At 56.8% G+C, this 18127-nt stretch carries 10 protein-coding genes; 7 read left to right on the top strand and 3 right to left on the bottom strand.

Annotation, left to right across the window (positions count from 1 at the left end):
• The 3 genes from C2134_RS02655 to C2134_RS02645 all read right to left on the bottom strand — a co-directional run.
• The coding region (locus C2134_RS02655) for a two-partner secretion domain-containing protein (RefSeq protein WP_199179859.1) at positions 1–3692 on the bottom strand (3692 nt) is incomplete at its 3' end.
• A gap of 36 nt (positions 3693–3728) precedes the next feature.
• Positions 3729–5423, bottom strand: a complete 1695-nt coding sequence (locus C2134_RS02650) for a ShlB/FhaC/HecB family hemolysin secretion/activation protein (protein ID WP_103317343.1) — start codon at positions 5421–5423, stop codon at positions 3729–3731.
• Between the two features lie 993 nt (positions 5424–6416).
• Positions 6417–7058 (bottom strand): 5'-methylthioadenosine/S-adenosylhomocysteine nucleosidase family protein, encoded by a 642-nt coding sequence (locus C2134_RS02645; RefSeq protein WP_146042070.1) that lies wholly within the window; start codon positions 7056–7058, stop codon positions 6417–6419.
• Positions 7059–7120: 62 nt separating this feature from the next.
• Here C2134_RS02645 and C2134_RS02640 point away from each other — a divergent pair, with 62 nt between their 5' ends.
• The 7 genes from C2134_RS02640 to C2134_RS02610 all read left to right on the top strand — a co-directional run bounded on the left by C2134_RS02640 (position 7121) and on the right by C2134_RS02610 (position 18099).
• Positions 7121–7489 carry a hypothetical protein gene (locus C2134_RS02640; protein ID WP_146042069.1) on the top strand — a complete coding sequence of 123 codons (369 nt, stop codon included), beginning with the start codon at positions 7121–7123 and terminating at the stop codon, positions 7487–7489.
• A 422-nt stretch (positions 7490–7911) separates the two neighbouring features.
• Positions 7912–8931, top strand: a complete 1020-nt coding sequence (locus C2134_RS02635; protein WP_146042068.1) for a hypothetical protein — start codon at positions 7912–7914, stop codon at positions 8929–8931.
• A 150-nt stretch (positions 8932–9081) separates the two neighbouring features.
• Positions 9082–9498, top strand: coding sequence for a very short patch repair endonuclease (locus tag C2134_RS02630; protein WP_103317336.1), 417 nt, complete (start codon positions 9082–9084; stop codon positions 9496–9498).
• The gene (locus C2134_RS02625; protein ID WP_103317334.1) at positions 9485–11395 is read left to right on the top strand and encodes a UvrD family DEAD/DEAH box helicase; all 1911 of its coding nucleotides are present in this window, start codon (positions 9485–9487) and stop codon (positions 11393–11395) included. Before C2134_RS02630 ends, C2134_RS02625 begins: the two co-directional genes overlap by 14 nt.
• The gene (locus C2134_RS02620) at positions 11392–14625 is read left to right on the top strand and encodes a helicase-related protein (protein WP_103317332.1); all 3234 of its coding nucleotides are present in this window, start codon (positions 11392–11394) and stop codon (positions 14623–14625) included. The genes C2134_RS02625 and C2134_RS02620 overlap by 4 nt, the downstream gene beginning before the upstream one ends.
• A complete protein-coding gene (gene drmB / locus C2134_RS02615; RefSeq protein ID WP_199179858.1) occupies positions 14618–16465 on the top strand; it encodes a DUF1998 domain-containing protein in 1848 nt (615 codons plus the stop codon). The genes C2134_RS02620 and drmB overlap by 8 nt, the downstream gene beginning before the upstream one ends.
• Complete coding sequence (locus C2134_RS02610; RefSeq protein ID WP_103317330.1) at positions 16456–18099, top strand: nuclease-related domain-containing DEAD/DEAH box helicase; 1644 nt, start codon at positions 16456–16458, stop codon at positions 18097–18099. Before drmB ends, C2134_RS02610 begins: the two co-directional genes overlap by 10 nt.
• The last annotated feature ends 28 nt before the right edge of the window (positions 18100–18127 follow it).

The following is an 18127-nucleotide window of genomic DNA, read 5'->3' as shown; positions in this document are numbered from 1 at the left end:
TAGATTTCGCCCGCTTTGTTGCTCAGGCTGTCGGCTTTGACGTTCAGGCTCTGTGCCGCCAGATGGCCGCCGTCGTTGATCAGGCTCGTCTGCTTGGTCAGATTGAGCTGGCCAGCGGCTTGCAAGGTGCCCTTGGCGTTGTCGACGGTGGCGGCATTGACGTCCAACTGTGCATTACCGGCGATCTTGCCTTGGTTGTGCAAGTCGTTGGCGATGGTCAGCATGCTCGCCGCATCCTTGCCCAAGGCCAGGATCTGACCCTTGTCGGCGTTGCTCAGGCTGTGTGCCGTGAGCTGTAAATCCTTGCCGGCTTGGATCGAACCGGCGGCATTCTCCAATGCCCCGGCGCTCAACTTGACTTGGCCGTCGCTGCCCAGGGTGCCGTCGTTGTGCAGCGTGCCGGTCACCGTCAGGTCGACGCCCTGGCCGCCGATCAAGCTGCCTTGGCTGTTGTCCAGGGTCTTGAGCTGGCTGGTCAGTTGGCCCTGGGCGTAGATTTCACCACTCTTATTGCTGAGCGAGTCGGCCTTCACGTTCAGGCTCTGGGCGGCCAAGTGGCCGCCGTCGTTGATCAGGCTCGTCTGCTTGGTCAGGTTCAGCGCGCCGGCCGCTTGCAGCGTGCCCTTGGCGTTGTCGACAGTCGCGGCATTCACGTCCAACTGGCCGTTGCCGGAGATCTTGCCTTGGTTATGCAAGTCGCCCGTGACATCCACTTTGCTGGCCGCGTCTTTGCCCAGCGCCAGGATTTGGCCCTTGTCGGCGTTGCTCAGGCTTTGTGCGGTGAGCTGTAAATCCTTGCCGGCTTGGATCGAACCGGCAGCATTCTCCAATGCCCCGACGCTCAACTTGACCTGGCCATCGCTGCCCAGGGTGCCGTCGTTGTGCAGCTTATCCGTCACCGTCAGGTCGACGCCCTGGCCGCCGATGACGCTGCCTTGGCTGTTGTCGAGGGTTTTGAGTTGGCTGCTCAGTTGCTGCTGGGCGTAGATTTCGCCCGCTTTGTTGCTCAGGCTGTCGGCTTTGACGTTCAGGCTCTGCGCCGCCAGATGGCCGCCGTCGTTGATCAGGCTCGTCTGCTTGGTCAGGTTCAGCGCGCCAGCGGCTTGCAGCGTGCCCTTGGCGTTGTCGACAGTCGCGGCATTCACGTCCAACTGACCGTTGCCGGCGATCTTGCCCTGGTTGTGCAAATCGCCCGTAACATCGACCTTGCTCGCCGCATCCTTGCCCAGCGCCAGGATTTGGCCCTTGTCGGCGTTGGTTAGGCTTTGGGCAGTGAGCTGTAAATCCTTGCCGGATTGGATCGAACCAGCCACGTTGTCGAGTTGGCCCGCGTTCAGTTTCACCTGGCCATCGCTGCCCAGGGTGCCGTCGTTGTGCAGCTTATCCGTCACCGTCAGGTCGACGCCTTGGCCGCCGATGACGCTGCCCTGGCTGTTGTCCAGGGTCTTCAGCTGGCTGGTGAGTTGCCCTTGCGCGTAGATTTCGCCGGCCTGGTTGCTGAGCGAGTCGGCCTTCACATTCAGGCTTTGGGCGGCCAGATGGCCGCCGTCGTTGGTCAGGCTGCTCTGCTTGGTCAGATTCAGCGCGCCGGCCGCCTGCAAGGTGCCGTGGCTGTTGTCCACGGTGGCGGCGTTGACGTCCAACTGTGCATTGCCGGCGATCTTGCCTTGGTTGTGCAAGTCGCCCGTGACATCCACTTTGCTGGCGGCATCCTTGCCGAGGGCCAGGATCTGACCCTTGTCGGCGTTGGTCAGCGAGATGGCGGTCAGTTGCAGGTCTTTGCCCGACTGGATCAAGCCGGTGGCGTTGTCGAGCGCACCGGCGGCGAGGCTGAGCTGGCCGTCGCTGCCCAGCACGCCGCTGTCGTTGCTGAGTTGCCCCGCCACGGCGACGGCGGCGCCCTGGTTGCCGATCAGGCTGCCGGCGCGGTTGTCGAGCGAGGCGGCCTGCAGGCTGAGTTGGCCGTCGCTGGCCAGGCGGCCGTGTTGGCTATTGTCCAGCGCGCCGGTCGTCAGGTTCAGCGTGCCGTTGCCGCCGTGGGCGATCTGGCCCTGGCGGTTGTCCAGGCTGGCGGCGCGCAGCGTCAGTTGCGCGCCGGCGCTGGCCATGAGGCCGTTGCGGTTGTCGACGGCGCCGTCGATATGCCAGGCGGACGGCGCGGCGCCGCTCTGCACGATCTGGCCCTGGCGGTTGTCCAAGGCGCCCAGTTGCAATTCGATCTGGGCGGCGGACAGTTGGCCCTGGCGGTTGTCGAGGGCGCCGTCCACGCTCAGGCGGGCGCCGGCGGCGGCGCTCAGCTGCGCGTTCTGGGCATTCAGATCGCCGCGCGCATGGATGTCCAGCGCGCCGTGGCTGGCGCTGACGGTGGCTTGGCTCAGGTCGGTCTGCCCGGCCTGCAGGCTGAGGTCGCCGCCGGCCAGCAACTGGCCGCGGCTTTGCAGCGCGCCGGCGCTGTTCAATTCCAGCCGGCCGTGGTCGCTGAGTTTGCCGTCGGCCTGGGCCCCGGCCGCCAGCGCGCCATCGCCTTGCAAGGCGCCAGTATGCAGCGTCAGATCGCCGCCGGCGCTCAGGGTCTGGCGCAACGTGGTCTGGCCGGCGATCTCGGCCTGGAGGTGGCCATCGGCGCGGGTGATGCCGTCGTGTTGCAGCTGGCCGTCTGCCTGCAGGCGCAAGTCGTGCTGGCTGTAGGTCTTGCCGCGCAGGATCAGGTCGCCGGCGCTGGTCAGTTGCAGGTCGCCGGCCTGGGCGGCCAGAGTGCCCAACTGGTTGACGCCGACGCCCTTCTCGGTGCCGACCAGGGTGATGGCGTTGGCGTACATGCCGCCCAGTTGCGCCACATCGAGCGCGAAGGCGGGCGCGTCGGCCGCGCTGGCTTCCAGCGGCTGCGCCTTCAGGGTGGCGGCATCCACCTGGTTGCGGCCCAACACGATGTCGAGCTGCTTGGCGTACAGGCTGGCGTTGACCGACAGCGCGCGGCTGATGATGGCGAAGCTGTCGAGGTTGGCGGCATTGAGGCCGCTGCCTTCGATGCTGACGCGGCCGCCGGCGACGCGGTAGCCGGTCAGCGCGCCCTGGGCGTTCAACTGCGGCACGCCGGTGGTCAGCGTGGCCTGCGGGGTGTTGATGAAGCCGCAGCCGCTGCAGCTGATGCCCCATGGGTTGGCGATCACCACCTGGGCGCGCTGGCCGGCCACTTCCAGGTAGCCGCGCAGTTGCGACGGGTTGGGCTGCGTCACTTCGTTGAGGATGATGCGGGCGCTGCCGTTCTTCAGATTGGGGTTGCCGCTGATGTAGCCGGCCAGCTGAGTGCTGACGTTGACCGGGCTGTTGTTGAGCAGCGCGCCATTGGGACCGACGTTGAACTGCTGGTACTGGTTGTGCGAGACGCCGCCAGCCGTCGGCGCGGCGATCTGCACCACCGGCAAGCCGTTGGCGGACTGGATCACGCCGGGCTGCTTGCCGGCCGGCGCGTGCGGGTCGGCGGCGATGTCGGCCGCCCAGGCGCTGCTGCCCAGCCCCAGGCCGATCAGCAGCACGCTCAGCCGCAGGCTGAAAGCGCGGCAGCTGGCCGCCAGCGTGGCGCCGATGCCTTCGGCGCTGTTGCCCTTGCCCTGTCCGCAGGCGTCTTCCTGCACCACCATCAACTGGCCACGGGCTTGATTGAATATGATCCGGTAGAGTTTCTTGTTCATGATGTGAGGTCTGCTAAGCGGAACGGGGCAGCGGGCTTACCACTGCGCGGTGATCGAGAAATGGGTGATGGCGGGCCGATCCCAGCCTAGGGGCTGGTGCAAGGCGCGCTCGTGGGTCAGTTCGGCTGACAGGTGGCGGCCCAGGCTCAGCCGCAGCCCGGCCGCCCAGCCGGACAGGGTGCGGTCCGGGCCGCTGTCATACGCCGGACGGGCGATCTGCCCGGCATCCAGCCCGAGGTACGGTTCGAAGGCCCAGCCCTGGCGCGGCGGCAGCGGCCAGCTCAGTTCATTGCGTAGGTAGTAACCGCTCTGCCCCACCAGCGAACTGGTATTGAAGCCGCGCACGGTGCTGCGGCCGCCGATGGAGAACTGTTCGCTGGACATCAACAGGTCCGGGCTGTACTGGCCGCGCAGCTCGCTGCTCCAACGCAGGACCTGGCTGCCGGCATGCAGCGGCAGTTGCAGGCTGAGCCGGCCTTGATACAGCTCGTGACGGGCGGTGGGACCGCCTTGCGCCGCCAGCGTGTCGGGCTGGGCGCCCCAGGCGCCGATGCCGCGCTGGTAGCCGATGCTGCCGTCCAGCACCGCCTCGCCCCAGTATTGGCGATGGCTCAGCTCCAGGCCGGCGATGGAGAGATCGCGCCGCTGTTGCACCACTTCGGCGTCTTCGACATAGCTGCGCGACGCCTTGCGGGTCAGGCTGAGCTTCAGTTCGGTCTTGCTGTTCTGGTCGCGATGCAGCAGCCGCGACAGCGACAACAGGGTGTTGCGGCTGTGGCCGCTGGAGGTGAAATCCTGGTTCACGCCCTGCACCGTCTGGTGGTAGGCGAAACCGCTGTAGCTGGCCATGCCGGTCCAGTTGCCCCATGCCAGCAGCCAGGACAGCGAGGCGGAACGGCTGAGCGGATGGCTGACGTGCTCGGCGTCCTGGCTCCACGACAGCGACAGCACGTCGTTCAGGCCGGTGAGGCCGCCCAGCGTCAGGCTGCCGTTGGCCTGCAGGCGGCCGGTGGCGTCCTGGCCGGAGTCGTCCACCGTCAGCGCGCCGCCAAGCGGCCTGGCGCCGCTGCGGCTGACCACCACATCGCTCTCGCCCGGCGTCTCGCCCGGCACCATCTCCATGGTGGCCTGCTGGCCGGGCAGCCGGCCCAATTGTTCCAGGCCCTGCTCCAGATCGCGCACGTTGAGAATCTCGCCCGGGCCAGTGGCGAAAGCGCTGCGCAGGCCGGCGTCGCTGCCGCCTTCCTTCAACCGAATCTCATGGATGCGCCCCGGCACGATGACCAGCCGCAGCGCGCCGCTGCGCAGGTTCTGCTCCGGCAGATAGACGCGGCTGGTGACGAAGCCGCGCGCCACGATTTCGTCGGTCAACGCCGCAGTCAGCCGGTTCAGATCGTCCAGCCCCAGGCAGGCCTGGGCGTTGGCGTCGGCCAGCGGCTGCAACCAGCGCAGCCAAGCGGCCGGCGCGCCGTCCAGCGCCACGCGGGCCACCGGGAAGCAATTGGCCGGCGCCGACGAGGCGGGCGCGCTACGGTTAGGGGTTTGGGGGCGGGCTGGCGACTCAAAGACATCGGGCCGCTTCTGCAGATCTTGCCGTTGCCAGTCCAGCTGCTGCTGGTGATTGCGCAGCAGTTGATCGGTCTGTTGTTGCAGAGTGTCGGGCAAGGCCGCAACGGATAGTGCAGGAAACAATAAGCCGCCCATGCAGGCGGCCCGGAAGGTCAGATTCATCACACGCAACTAGAGTAATTGTTTAATATTTATTTATAAAATTTCATCCATTTTAAATATCAAGCAACGGAAAGTGGCTAAGTGTAAATACGTAACCCGCGGTCAAACAAAACTATTTTGAAAAAGAGGCGTATTTATTGATTTTTTTATAAAATGGACGACTGAAAAACAGCACAAAATGCCTAACCATCGTTTACAAAAAACAACAATTCATTGACACCAATCTCAAAATGGAGACCAATCCCATCCCGACAGGTTGGTGCGTCCACCGCCAGTCTCAGAGTCCAGCTTCGCTGCTAGCCAGTGGGTCTCTCTACTGAAGGTTACTCGCGGCCACCAGAGAGCCATGATGCTGTGAAGGCTTTAGCTAGCCGCTCCTGGACCCAGGAGAAGCCGCTACAAAGCCACACGTGTGGGCAGGCGAAGCAGTCGAAGCTGACCACTAACTGCTATATACTCGGGACAATGCGTAAGAGCGCCTGTGGAAAGATACGAATGTGGGGTCTGATTAAGTGGCGGAACTCAGTGTAGAAGCGGCAGAAGGCCTGGGAGAGGATCATCCAGGAAGATGGGACGCCGGCACCCACTCCGTCCCACTTTCATCTAGAACCCCGTTGATTTGCCGTGGGGCTCATCTAGATGAAGATGGGATCCTACAGATTCTTGTAGGATCCCGTGAAGATCTAGATTTTTCCCACTTTTCTAGATTTTTGGGATTTCACACGCAGCCTACGCTGTGAGAAGGATGGCCTCCACAAGTTTGGAGGCCATTTTTTTATGCTAGCTTGAGACGCCCTCTTGGACCAAGCCGTCTGCTGATCAGCCTTATCGGATGGATCAACTGCATGAGCGAATGACCGCTGAGTAGCAATGGCGGTCATTCGCGCTATAGAGTTCGACTTCGCCCAAACGATCGTTTAACTTTCAAACCGAGTCCGCAGCCAACAACGGAGCAAAAGACCATCCGGCGTCACAAATTTACCACGCGCTCAGTCAGGCTCGTAGGTTTCTGAAGTAGAGGCTCACAACCTCAAGCATCGCAGCGGCACTAATGTAGCTGCAGTATTGCTGGTGATCGTCGGCCTTTGCACGGTCAGCCAAGTCAGAAACCGCCTTGATGCAGAGCGTACGAACGGACGCTCCCGCGTGGTTGGAGACTGCGTAATACATGCCGTAGCACTCCATATCGATACCTGCCATTTTGCGGTGCTGACCTTTGAATACTTCTTGGATATTTTGGGACGCAACCACAGCACTGCCTGTAACCATAGGGCCCTTCACTAACTTTGGGGCATTCACTGGTTTCCCTTGGCCAGTGAAGCGTTCATGAGCATGATTCACGGCATCGCCGATGGTCTGAGCATAGGCAACTAATTCAGCTGCCCCGTCTCGAGGGTCAGCTGACGGTGCGAGTTCCCCATCTTCCGTCCATTTCCCCGCTTGCCAGTCCCAGCTCTTATCGGCGATTACCAGGTCTCCGATGGAAACTTCTTTCGAGAATCCGCCGCAGATTCCGGTCATTACCAGCAAGCGTGGCCGGTACTCGGCAAGAAGAGTCGCCGCAGCATGAGCCGAGGCAATAGGCCCCATCTGCGAAAGGTACGCACAAGCTACACGCTTGGCAGTTCCGTTCACTTCAAGGTGAGCACGGTTTGATCAGGCCCGCCTATCGGCCCAATGGAGCAGGGGGCTCCACTGTGCAGTGGATGTTTCAACGGCAGGAACTGGATATGTTTTTGTCAAGCGTCTACGTCAACGCACATCCCACCCCCGACTGCGGCAGCCTGATCTCAATTGACCAGATCTGCCGTGGATATACCCGCAATGGGACCGGCATGGTAGAACTCCTGCAGGCCATCCAAGCTAACGAACTCACGGTCGTCGGATACAACCCTGCTCGGCATGGCATTAGTGGGCTGTTGCTCTCCAGAGAGCAGTTCTTGCAATGGTTTCAGCGGCGTCAGCCAGAGCTGGATATGTTTTCCTTGGCTGGTGCTGCTCGCTACCTCGGGTTGAAGGAACACGTGTTGTACTGGCTTAGAGACTATGGATTCATATACTATTAGCATCAATAAAAGTAAAAGTGTATGCATAGTGTTAGTAAGGCTGCCCTGGAGCGCTTCAAACAGCGGTATGTTTGGGGGAAAGAGCTTGCAGAGCGAAGTGGTTTTGGACGTTGTTCTGCATCCCGGGCCTTGATGAATCGTGGTTTGTATCCGATAAGCGGTCCCTCCGTAGATGGCGGAACGACCTATATTTTTTTGCGTGCAGATTTAGAAGCTTTCTTGAAAGATAGAAATAAGAGCTTGGCAATGATATTGCCGAAGTCATAGACTGATATGTGACAGGATAAAAGATGAAATGGTTTGATGGCATAAAAGCCAAGTTTTTATCTGATACCGTTGTGTTCGCTCAACGCTTCGAATCACAACATGATAAAAAAATACTTATTGCTCGCACAAAACGTTAGGAAAGAGTGGAGTCCTTCTTGGCTACAGCTGACAAGGAGGCAAAAGAAAACTTTCTCTCAGCGCTTCTCCGACTGGATGCGATGGCGTGTTATTACGCAACGGTTTCGGAAAGGCTATTGTTATTCTTCGACAATAATGTCTTGCAGGACATTCGATTGCGGGATGATGTTGAGCAGCCTCTACGCGGCCACCGTTTTCATGCACTCCTAGCCTTTTTAGCGCTAGTGGAAGATCACTACTGCTTAGATGTATTTGCTTGTGTCAGTCCGGTTGTTTTGTACGAAGCATCCGGCCGTGGAAAACATACCCCTAAGCAAGTTGAAGAACAAGTTCGACTTCTTATGGCAGAGGTTGGCTTGGCGACGCACTTTACCGGCCACTCTGCTCCAAAGGAATTGGGAGAAATGTTCAAGCGGATTCGAAGTGATGAGAAGGCTCTTCGCATCGCCTTGGATGAGATAAAGAATAAGTCTTGGGTGAGAGATTTTGCAGGAGAGAAAGGCCATGGGACCAGGATTCCATTCAGTTTAGCTGAAGAAGAGTGTCCCAAAATTCAATTGACTTACTTTGAGCCGTGGCATGTCAAGTTCTTGCTAATACATATTATAGAAAAGAATATGTATAGGGAAAATGGCGACAAGAAGAAAGCCCGTCGACTGATGTCCAACCCACAGGAGAAAGCCTTCAATATTCTAAAGTCGAAGGGTGATGGTGTAGAGGAGTTGGGAGATATTGAGCTGCTCACATTGTGCGATTTAAGTTCTCAGACACTGATGAGGTCTCCAGACATTACAGTAGAAATTACGTTTGACGGCAGTTTGGAGGCCGCACTTTGGAAACGAGCAAATGTTCAAAGCAGAACGACATTCGTCGGTGGAAATGATGATGCTCATGACGGAGCTCGGCGATTTGTCTATATGATGAAGCAGTCTCAGCGACGGACAGAGAAGGCAAATAAACGAGTTATGGAATATTCTGAAGCAAGAGTGAAGTTTTTTGAGCCGCTTGAGATTTACTTTAAGAAAGCTGTTGATTAAGAGTTATTGAGGAGACGGTGCGTGAGTGCAATGCTTTTTAATGAGTTAAAAGTATTTAACTCATTGCTACAGGTGAAGTGACACTATATTTCTACTATGAAGAGAAATACGTATTTTAACTTGTATTTGTATTAATAACGAACCAGATAAGTGACTGATATAGTAGACACGCGAACGAGATCGCGAATGATGTCAGCTATCAAGGGACGCGACACCGCTCCTGAGATGGTGGTCAAGCGTTTTTTGCATAGGTTTGGCTTCAGATTCCGATTGCATAAGAAGCAATTGCCTGGTCGCCCTGACTTAGTACTACCCCGATGGCATGCGGTGATCTTTGTCCACGGTTGCTTCTGGCACAGGCATCAGGGCTGCAAATTTGCGACAACTCCAGCGACGCGTCCTGACTTCTGGCAACGGAAGTTTGCCGCGAATGTTCAGCGAGATGAGCGGCAGGTTCGAGAACTAAAAGCACTTGGTTGGAAGGTTGCTGTAATTTGGGAGTGCGAAGTCGGTAGTGAAGATAGATTGCGCCGGCTTGTGGAGGAAATCACAAATGAAGAAGGCTGAGGTGGGCACCACGCAACTGGTCGGCTCAAAGCAGCCCAGGTACGAGGTTCCATGGACTGATGAGCAGATTCAAGTCATCACGGCAGGGAGCGAGGAACGGTTGTTGGTCGATGCTGGCCCGGGGACAGGCAAGACGGCAGTTGCCTGTGCCCGGATTGCCTGGCTTATCGACAATGGATTTGCCGATGCCTCTCGCATCTGGTTGATTTCCTTTACGCGAACCGCTGTACACGAACTACGCAATCGGATCTCTTCATACCTGAAGGACCCTTCGTCCGCCTACGGCCTGAGGATTGCAACTATCGACTCGCATGCCTGGGCAATCCATTCTGGCTTCGATTCATCAGCAAAGCTGAATGGATCCTTCGAGAACAACATCGATAAAGTCATTGAGCTCGTGAGGAAGAACGATGGTGTATTCGAATATCTTAGTTCTGTGCAGCATCTTCTTGTGGATGAGGCTCAGGATATTGTGGGAACTAGATGTGAGCTGCTTCTCGACATCATTGATGCTCTTCCCAAAGAAACAGGAGTCACCGTGTTCTCTGACGAGGCCCAGGCCATCTACATGTTCGGAGAAGAGGGGAGTCCGAGTGAAGTGGAAGGTCACTTGCCAGACTGTATTCGCAAATACCTTCCCGACTTCAATTGTGTGGAATTGAAGGAAATTCACAGGACGAGTGATCCTGTACTCATGAAGCTCTTTGGAATAGGCCGCCAAGTTCTAACGGCTAACAAGGCATCTAGTGTGGAGCGGTATGAGCAAGTTCGAAAACTGATCGAATCGACCAATCACTCGGATGTTGGAAATTTCAGGGATGACTTTCCAGCGCTTTCCTCCCAACTTGACGATGCATTTCTTTTGTTCAGGAAAAGGGGGGAGGCTCTTGAGGCATCAAGCTACATCGAGCGAAGGCCCTACCGCCTTCGAATGTCTGGCCTTCCTGTTTGTATTCATACCTGGATTGCTCTGATTTTATGGGACTGGACCAAGGACGATATCGATGTGGCTGAATTTCAGACACGATGGTCTGTTCGGGTCAACAGAGATTCGGCTTCTTGCGAAAGTGCTTGGAAGGATCTCGTAAGGTTCTTCGGGCAATCACAATCAAGAGTTTCTGTGCGAAAGCTGGTGGATCGACTGGCGGGAAGCTCTGTGCCATACCAGTTCATAACACCGGATTTCGGTACTCTAGGGCCCGTGATAGGCACTGTTCACGGTTCGAAAGGACGTGAAGCAGGCGAAGTACGGTTGTATTTGCCCGCGCAGCCCTCGGGATCGGTAGAGGATGACAGGCTTTGTGAAGAAGCGCGGGTGCTCTTTGTGGGTGCAACCCGCGCCAAGCATGAGTTGAAGGTTGGTAAAGGGGCCTCTAGCAAGCCGTACCGGCGGCTTGAACAGTCTGGGAGAGCCTTCAGCACTTCCTACGACAATGACAGAATCCAGGTGGAGATTGGCCATCGTCGTGACATTGACGCCTGCGGACTGGCTGGCACACAGATGTTCGCGAGTGCAGCTTTGGTGACTGAGGCGCAGCGCAACCTGTTGAAGTATTCCTCAGGGGTTCGGCAAATGCGAGCCAGTATATGTGGCCCCTTGAAGGAATGGCGGTATGTCATGACCCTGGAGAGCTCGGATGAGCCTCTGGGCTATCTCTCCACAGTACTGAATAGGGATCTCTTTGACATGGCAGAAAAGCTTGAACTTGGGCAGGTGAGGCTGCCTGCGTATTTCAAGCATCTTCGCTTGCTTGGGGTTAGGACGTTTGCAATTTCGAGGGATGATCCAGATCGAGAGAAACTGCATCAGCCCTGGAGAGACTCAGGACTCATACTTGCCCCGCTTGTCATCGGCTATCCCCAGACCTACTTCCAGCACGGGAGGAAAAAGAAATGACGCCAGCAGAATTAAGAGGAACCGTGATTGAACGGCTCCGGGAGGATCTGGTAGGTCCGCACCAAGATGATGAGATCCTCGAGGGGAGGAAAGTGCGACCATCTGATGTATACCTGACCGGCATTCTTTGGCCAATCGGTGACCGGATGGATGCGTCGGACGATGACGGGAGCAGTGGGGAGGGTGAAGATGATGATACACCTGGTTCCAGCACTCCGGTTGGACAGCAGAGGCCATGTACGATGGGCCTATCCTTTTGTGCCGAAAGCCAAAATGAAGGTTGCGAGGTGGCCGTAAATGTCCGGTTTGCCACCTACAAGGGTGAGCGTGTGCCTGGGGAGAAGTCACACACGACGTATTCGAAATGGACGCGCAGGCAGTTCTGTATCACCGTCGATAAAATCGTACTTCCTATAGACAGCCAAGAAACGATCCCCTTGTTGGCAGATGGACTCGATGCGTCCGTCGAGCTGCATGTCAGGGTGAAGTCGATGCAATCGGGTTGTATTGCAACGATTACGCTGATCAATCGAAGTGAAGCACCGAAAGGCGACCGTGATGCAAGCGAAGCACTGACGCTCTTTCAGACCGAACTGCAGATCGAGCCTCGAACTGGTACCCATATCGTGCCTAGGCCTCCAAGGTCTTCCGCCAATGATGAAGACGAGGAAGCCGGGCAGCTTCTATACCGCGAGTGCCACGAATTTGCAGCAGGTCATCAATGTTCTGCATCTTGGTCGAGTTCGGCAGGTTTTGCTTCATCCATCCGAAGTGAATGGATTCCCTACGCAGCCGTGTCAGCGGTCCGAGAGGACGGTCATGAAGTGTTTCAGCCACTAGTGATGCGTGGAGCATTCGAGGCCGAAGCCCTGGCTACTCTGGACGACAAATCGATTCTCGCTCGCCTGGAGGAGTTGCCAAGTGCCTACACAGACTGGATTTACCAAACATCGCAGAAGGCGCAAACCCTAGACTCAGAGAATCTTCGCTGCATTGCACAGGGACACTTGACCAAGTGCAATGACGCGTTAGAGCGTATCCGGGGCGGCATCGAGGCAATGCGCAGAGACCCAGATCTTCTGATGTCATTCCGCCTCGCAAATAGGGCAATGGCCCTGCAGCACTCATGGAAAGCGTCCAGTCGTCCCCTCGGATGGAGGCCATTCCAGCTGGGGTTTATCCTTCTGGCTGCAGGTTCTGCCTGCAAGGCTTCAGCACCGGACCGGGAAATTCTGGATTTGCTGTGGTTTCCAACTGGTGGGGGTAAAACCGAGGCTTACCTCACTATTATCGCCATGCTTGCATTTTATCGGCGCCTCTCTGTCACGAGCCCTGACGATGGAGCGGGGAATGCCGCGGTGATGAGATATACACTTCGCCTCCTTACCGCACAGCAGTTTGAGCGTGCATCGGCTCTTGTGCTCGCATGCGAGCTGATAAGGCGTGGACTGGCTCCGGGGGCCGAGACGGTGCTGAAGCACCTGGGGAGCGTTCCATTCTCGATCGGGCTTTGGGTGGGGGGCGATGCTACTCCAAACAACTTCAAGGATGCGTTGGCTAAGAGGGGTAATCGGGGTGGAAGTTCTGCAGAACAGATTGAGGCGTGCCCTTGCTGCCAGCAGCCTGTTAGATGGGTCTACGACGAAACCTCCGAGGAGGTTTACCCGACGTGCAAAAGCTCTGTGTGTCTTCTCGGCGAGAGATTCGGTCGCTGGCCGGTCTTCACCGTTGATAGCGATATATATAGTCAAAGACCAACCTTGCTCATCGGGACGATTGACAAGTTCGCGTTGCTTCCCACACGGGAAGAAGTTGGAGATCTTTTCGCCTTCGGAACGCCCCAGGCGACTGATCTCATCATCCAGGACGAGTTACATCTAATCAGTGGTCCTCTTGGAACGATTGCGGGAGTGTACGAAACAGCCTTTGACTGGCTATTGCGGAAGGATGGCCGCAAGCCGAAGGTCATCGGTTCGACAGCAACGATCAGAAGAGCGTCTGACCAGGCAAGGGCGCTTTTCGACAGGGAAAGCAGACAGTTTCCCCCTCCTGGCATTGATTATGATGACTCGGGATTTGCCGTTGCAGCTCGGCCAGAGGATCGACGGGAACCTCGAATCTACCTTGGTGTGACGACTGCGGGGCGATCGGCAAAGTTTGCACTCCAAGCGACCACCGCATCACTGCTGCAGTCCTCAGGGCCTGCAACAGGCGCGACCGACGAGGAGAGGGACGGCTATGCTACGTTGCTTGCATATTTTAATTCTCTTCGAGAGTTAGGGGGTGCAATTGTTCAGATGCTTGATGATGTGCCCGATGCCATGAAACTGTACTCCGACCAGCGGAACGAGAACACAAGAGTGATTTCTCCCCCCAAGGAGTTGACTTCCCGGGCTTCGCAGAAGGAGATTATCGAGATACTGGCCCAGTTGAAACGCACTGCGGCGGATCCGGATTGTATTGATGTGGTACTTGCTACGAACATGGTCAGTGTTGGCGTCGATGTTGCCCGCCTTGGGGCCATGCTTCTGAACGGACAGCCAAAGACCCGCTCCGAGTACATCCAGGCAACCAGCCGTGTAGGTCGGAGCGTCTTCCCCGGCTTGGTTGTCGCGATCCTGAATGCAGCCAAGCCACGAGATCGATCGCACTATGAGACTTTTCTTGGTTGGCATTCCTCACTTTACAGGGATGTGGAAGCTACAAGTGTGACTCCATTTGCCTCGCGTGCTCGCGACCGGGCCCTGCATGCAGCTCTCGTGACGATGATTCGTCACGGGGCATCTCAAATGCGTCGCAAACCTGACCTTTCGCTTGCCCCTAGTTCACTGTTGGCCGATGTGGTCGATGAGATCGAGCGAAGGGTCCTTGCCATAGATAAAGACGAGAAGACAGGATGTGAAGAGGAAATTGATGCGCTTCTCAACGACTGGTCTGTCAGAAATCCAAATAGCTACAACTACAACAAGTACAAACCCAACCGGTCGTTACTCATCAGCGCGGACCTGAGCGCTCTGAGGCGGGCCACTGGCCGTATGCGTGATGCCGCGTGGCCCACCATGAACAATATGCGCAGCGTTGAACCCACTACACCATTCCGCATGACAGAAGTCCTCTCGGCTAACCCGCGCCGCCATTCGGGTGCGTCTGTCGATGGTGGGCCAACAGCAGGGACTGGGGCGAATGCGCAACCTGCAGCTGTGCCTCGCTGGAGGAATAGGAATGTCTAACAATATGGTGGGTGAACTGCGCCGTAGCGCAGTACTGATGACTTATGCTCCAGGAGCAATCGTCGACATGCGTGCTGATGGTGCTCCTGTTTCTGGGGTCAGCACAGGCCTTGAGGAGTGGGACAAGAGCGCCCCTCTATCGGGCAATCTTAAGTACCAAAAGATCATCGAGCGACGGCTATGCAAGAAACTTGGAAAAAAGTACTTCCGTTTGCCCCCGGTACTCGAGAAGGATGCGACTCGTCCAGATGGAACTCCTGATCTATCGTCACTAGTCTTGCGGCGGTTCCCTGAATGGCTTCAGTGCCCGTCTTGTGAAATGTTGCGACCAGCTGGTAGATGGGGACAAGACCCGGGAAAGGCATACCGCTTTTGCCCCAAGTGCTCAAATGACAGACCAGGTGGGGCGAAGGTTTTTGCAATCCCAGTCCGTTTTGCTGCCGCCTGCACGGCTGGGCATCTAGATGATTTTCCATGGAACTGGTGGGTCGGGCACAAGGAGGGGTGTGCCAACAGGAATGAACTCAAGCTCAGCTCAGTTGGCCCTGGTCTTGCGGGACTTTTGCTTTCCTGCCCAACATGCAATCAATCCCGTTCCATGGATGGAGCTTTCGGCGAGAAGGCACTGAAGGAGCTGTCTTGCAAGGGGAGCAGGCCTTGGCTTCGCACCAACAGCAATGGCTGCGGTTGTAACGGCAATGTAGGGACATTCCGTGCAGTCCAGCGTGGGGCATCAAACCTTTACTATCCCGTCATGGAGTCGGCGCTCGACATTCCGCCATGGACCCGCTCTCTGGAGCGCATCATCGGCGACTTCTGGGATGTGCTGCTTGATATCACCTCGCTGGAGGGGCGCATCCGTTATATCGAGTCTTCTGAGCAACTTTCGCGAATCCTTGCTAGAGAACGTATCCCGCCTCGCGAGCTTGCCGAGAGATTCGAGAAGATGGTCAACGACGCGGACGAGATCGATACAAGTAACCTCCGACTTGATGAGTACAAGGTGTTGACGAATACCGTTGATGAGGACGAGGGAGAGTTCGAAATCCACCGTGAAGCAGTGCCCCCAAGTTTGGTCAGCCGTGTATCCTGCGTCGTTCGAGTGGCCCGCCTCCGAGAGGTGAGGGTTGTAAGAGCTTTTACCCGTATCAATCCTCCATTCGACGGAGAAGGGGAGGTGGCACCTATCTCCGAAAGCGCCCTGGACTGGCTTCCAGCTATCGAAGTGCGTGGAGAGGGCGTGTTCATTCAGCTGGACCAGAATGAAGTCTTGCAGTGGGAGCAGCGGGAAGATGTAAAGCAGAGGGTACACCCAGCCAAAGAGTCTTGGATCCGGGATTGGAGTCGGAGGTACCCTGATAAGCCAATCCCTTATGAGGCGTCCCCCCGGCTGCTGATGATTCATGCCTTTGCTCATGCACTGATTCGCCAGTTAACACTTGAATGTGGCTATTCGACCGCCTCACTGAGGGAGCGGCTCTATGTCAGCGAAGGTGTTGATGGTATGACCGGCGTCCTAATCTATACAGCAACGTCGGACTCGGATGGCACCCTTGGGGGGCTACAGCGACGCGCACTGCCACATCTGCTCGGGCCTACGATCGAAGGCGCGTTGAGATCGGTGCAGTGGTGTTCGTCCGATCCGCTCTGTATTGAGGGAGAGATGGCCGCACCTGAGACTCACTCGATTGCTGCCTGCCACTCCTGTCTTCTGGTTCCTGAGACATCCTGCGAACTGCACAACCGATTCCTTGACAGGGCTCTCCTGATCGGCTCGGGAGACGGAGCCATGCCAGGGTATTTTCACACATGCTTAGCGAGGACTGATAGATGGCAGTAATGTGGCCCGCCCAGCTACCAGTTTGGGTAAGACAGGATCCGAGGCGCAAGGCTGAACGGGAGGTATATGAGCGCCTGTCTGCTGCTCTAGACAATCGTTGGAGTGTTTTCTATTCGCGTCCATGGTGGGGTATCAATAGCAGGGGGGGCGAAATAGACGGTGAGGCTGACTTTGTTGTAGTGCACCCGGAGAAGGGCATTCTGGTTATTGAGGTGAAGGGTGGGGCCATCCTGTATGACCCTGTACGCGACCAATGGACTTCCACTGACCGAAACGGCGTAGAGCATCGGATCAAGGATCCAGTCAACCAGGCGATGGCGTCGAAGCACCAGTTACTGAAGAAATTCGCACAATCTCCTCTGTGGCCGCGTTCTCGAGTGCGAATGAGGCATGGTGCGGTGTTCCCTGATGGAGACCCACCGTCGTCCGGGCCGGTGGGGCCACATGACAGACGATTGGTCTGCGGTGCAACAGAGTTCAAGTATGCGTTGGACAAGTGGATTGAAAGCCGTCTGGCATCGCATGTCGATGCCAGCAGGGATAATGAATCGGGCCCTGGTGTCGACGGCCTGATGGCAATTGAAGCTACGATCGCTGCACCAGTAAGGTTATCCGTGCCACTCCATCGGCAGGTTGAAGTCGAGATGTCGATGCAGGATGAGCTTCTAACTGGCGCACAGCTGCTGGTAATCAGTTCTGTCGATGGCTATTCACGCGTTGTTATCGAAGGAGGGGCAGGCACAGGAAAGACGATAGTTGGATGCGAGCTTGCTGCACGCGCTGCCCGAACCGGAAAGACCATCCTTTTCTGTTGTTTGAGCCCTGCTCTTGCTGCACATGTTTCAAGGAGGCTCGGAACAATAGCCGGTCTGAGCATCATGACACTTTCTGCCTTGGCTGAACGCAAGAAGATTGCCCCAGACGAGATCTGGGATGTAGTGCTCATCGACGAGGGGCAAGATGTGGATTGGGGGCAATGGGACTTGATAGAGAGCTCCCTAAATCCAGTGCACGGATACCTGCGTGTGTTCTTCGATTCCAACCAAGCGGTGTACCGCAGCCGTGACGATCTCGAGACGCGGTTACAGGCACGTAGTTTTCCATTGCGCCTGAATCTCCGAAATACCAGGAAAATAGCCCTACTGACTGAAAAACTCTACAAGGGCCCTCTTATTCAGTGCGTGGGACCTGAAGGAGATATGCCAGTTCTCTTGGAGTCCCCTCCAACCGAGGCTTTGCACTGTGGAGTCGAGACAGTGTTGACCATGGTGCATGAGTTTTTAATGTTGCCCACCGACATTGTTCTTCTGGTTGCGGATGAAGAGCGAGCTATAAAGGCTGCCGAGCTCCTGAAGTTGCGAAAGATGAAGTCCACTAGGGCGGTGCTTCAGGAACCTGGCGCCATAGTTGTGGATACAGTAGCCGGGTTCAAGGGGTTGGAAGCTGCTGTGGTCGTCATGGTCGTCGATCATGCAGTTACATCAAACCAGGAACTGAGCTACGTTGGGGTCTCGAGAAGTCGATCGCGGCTTGTCGTCGTAGGCAATGTCCAAAAATCCATTCTCGGGAAGGCATTTGACTCCTTTTCCTCCACCGAGGAGGACGCGGCAAGCCAAGGTCAATCAATGTCCTGAGGTTGTTTGGGCTGGGACTCTTCATAAA

The sequence above is a fragment of the Chromobacterium sinusclupearum genome, assembly GCF_002902845.1.
Classification (GTDB): domain Bacteria; phylum Pseudomonadota; class Gammaproteobacteria; order Burkholderiales; family Chromobacteriaceae; genus Chromobacterium; species Chromobacterium sinusclupearum.
Note: the sequence above shows the minus strand (reverse complement) of the source record. Positions and strands in the feature narration are given on the sequence as shown.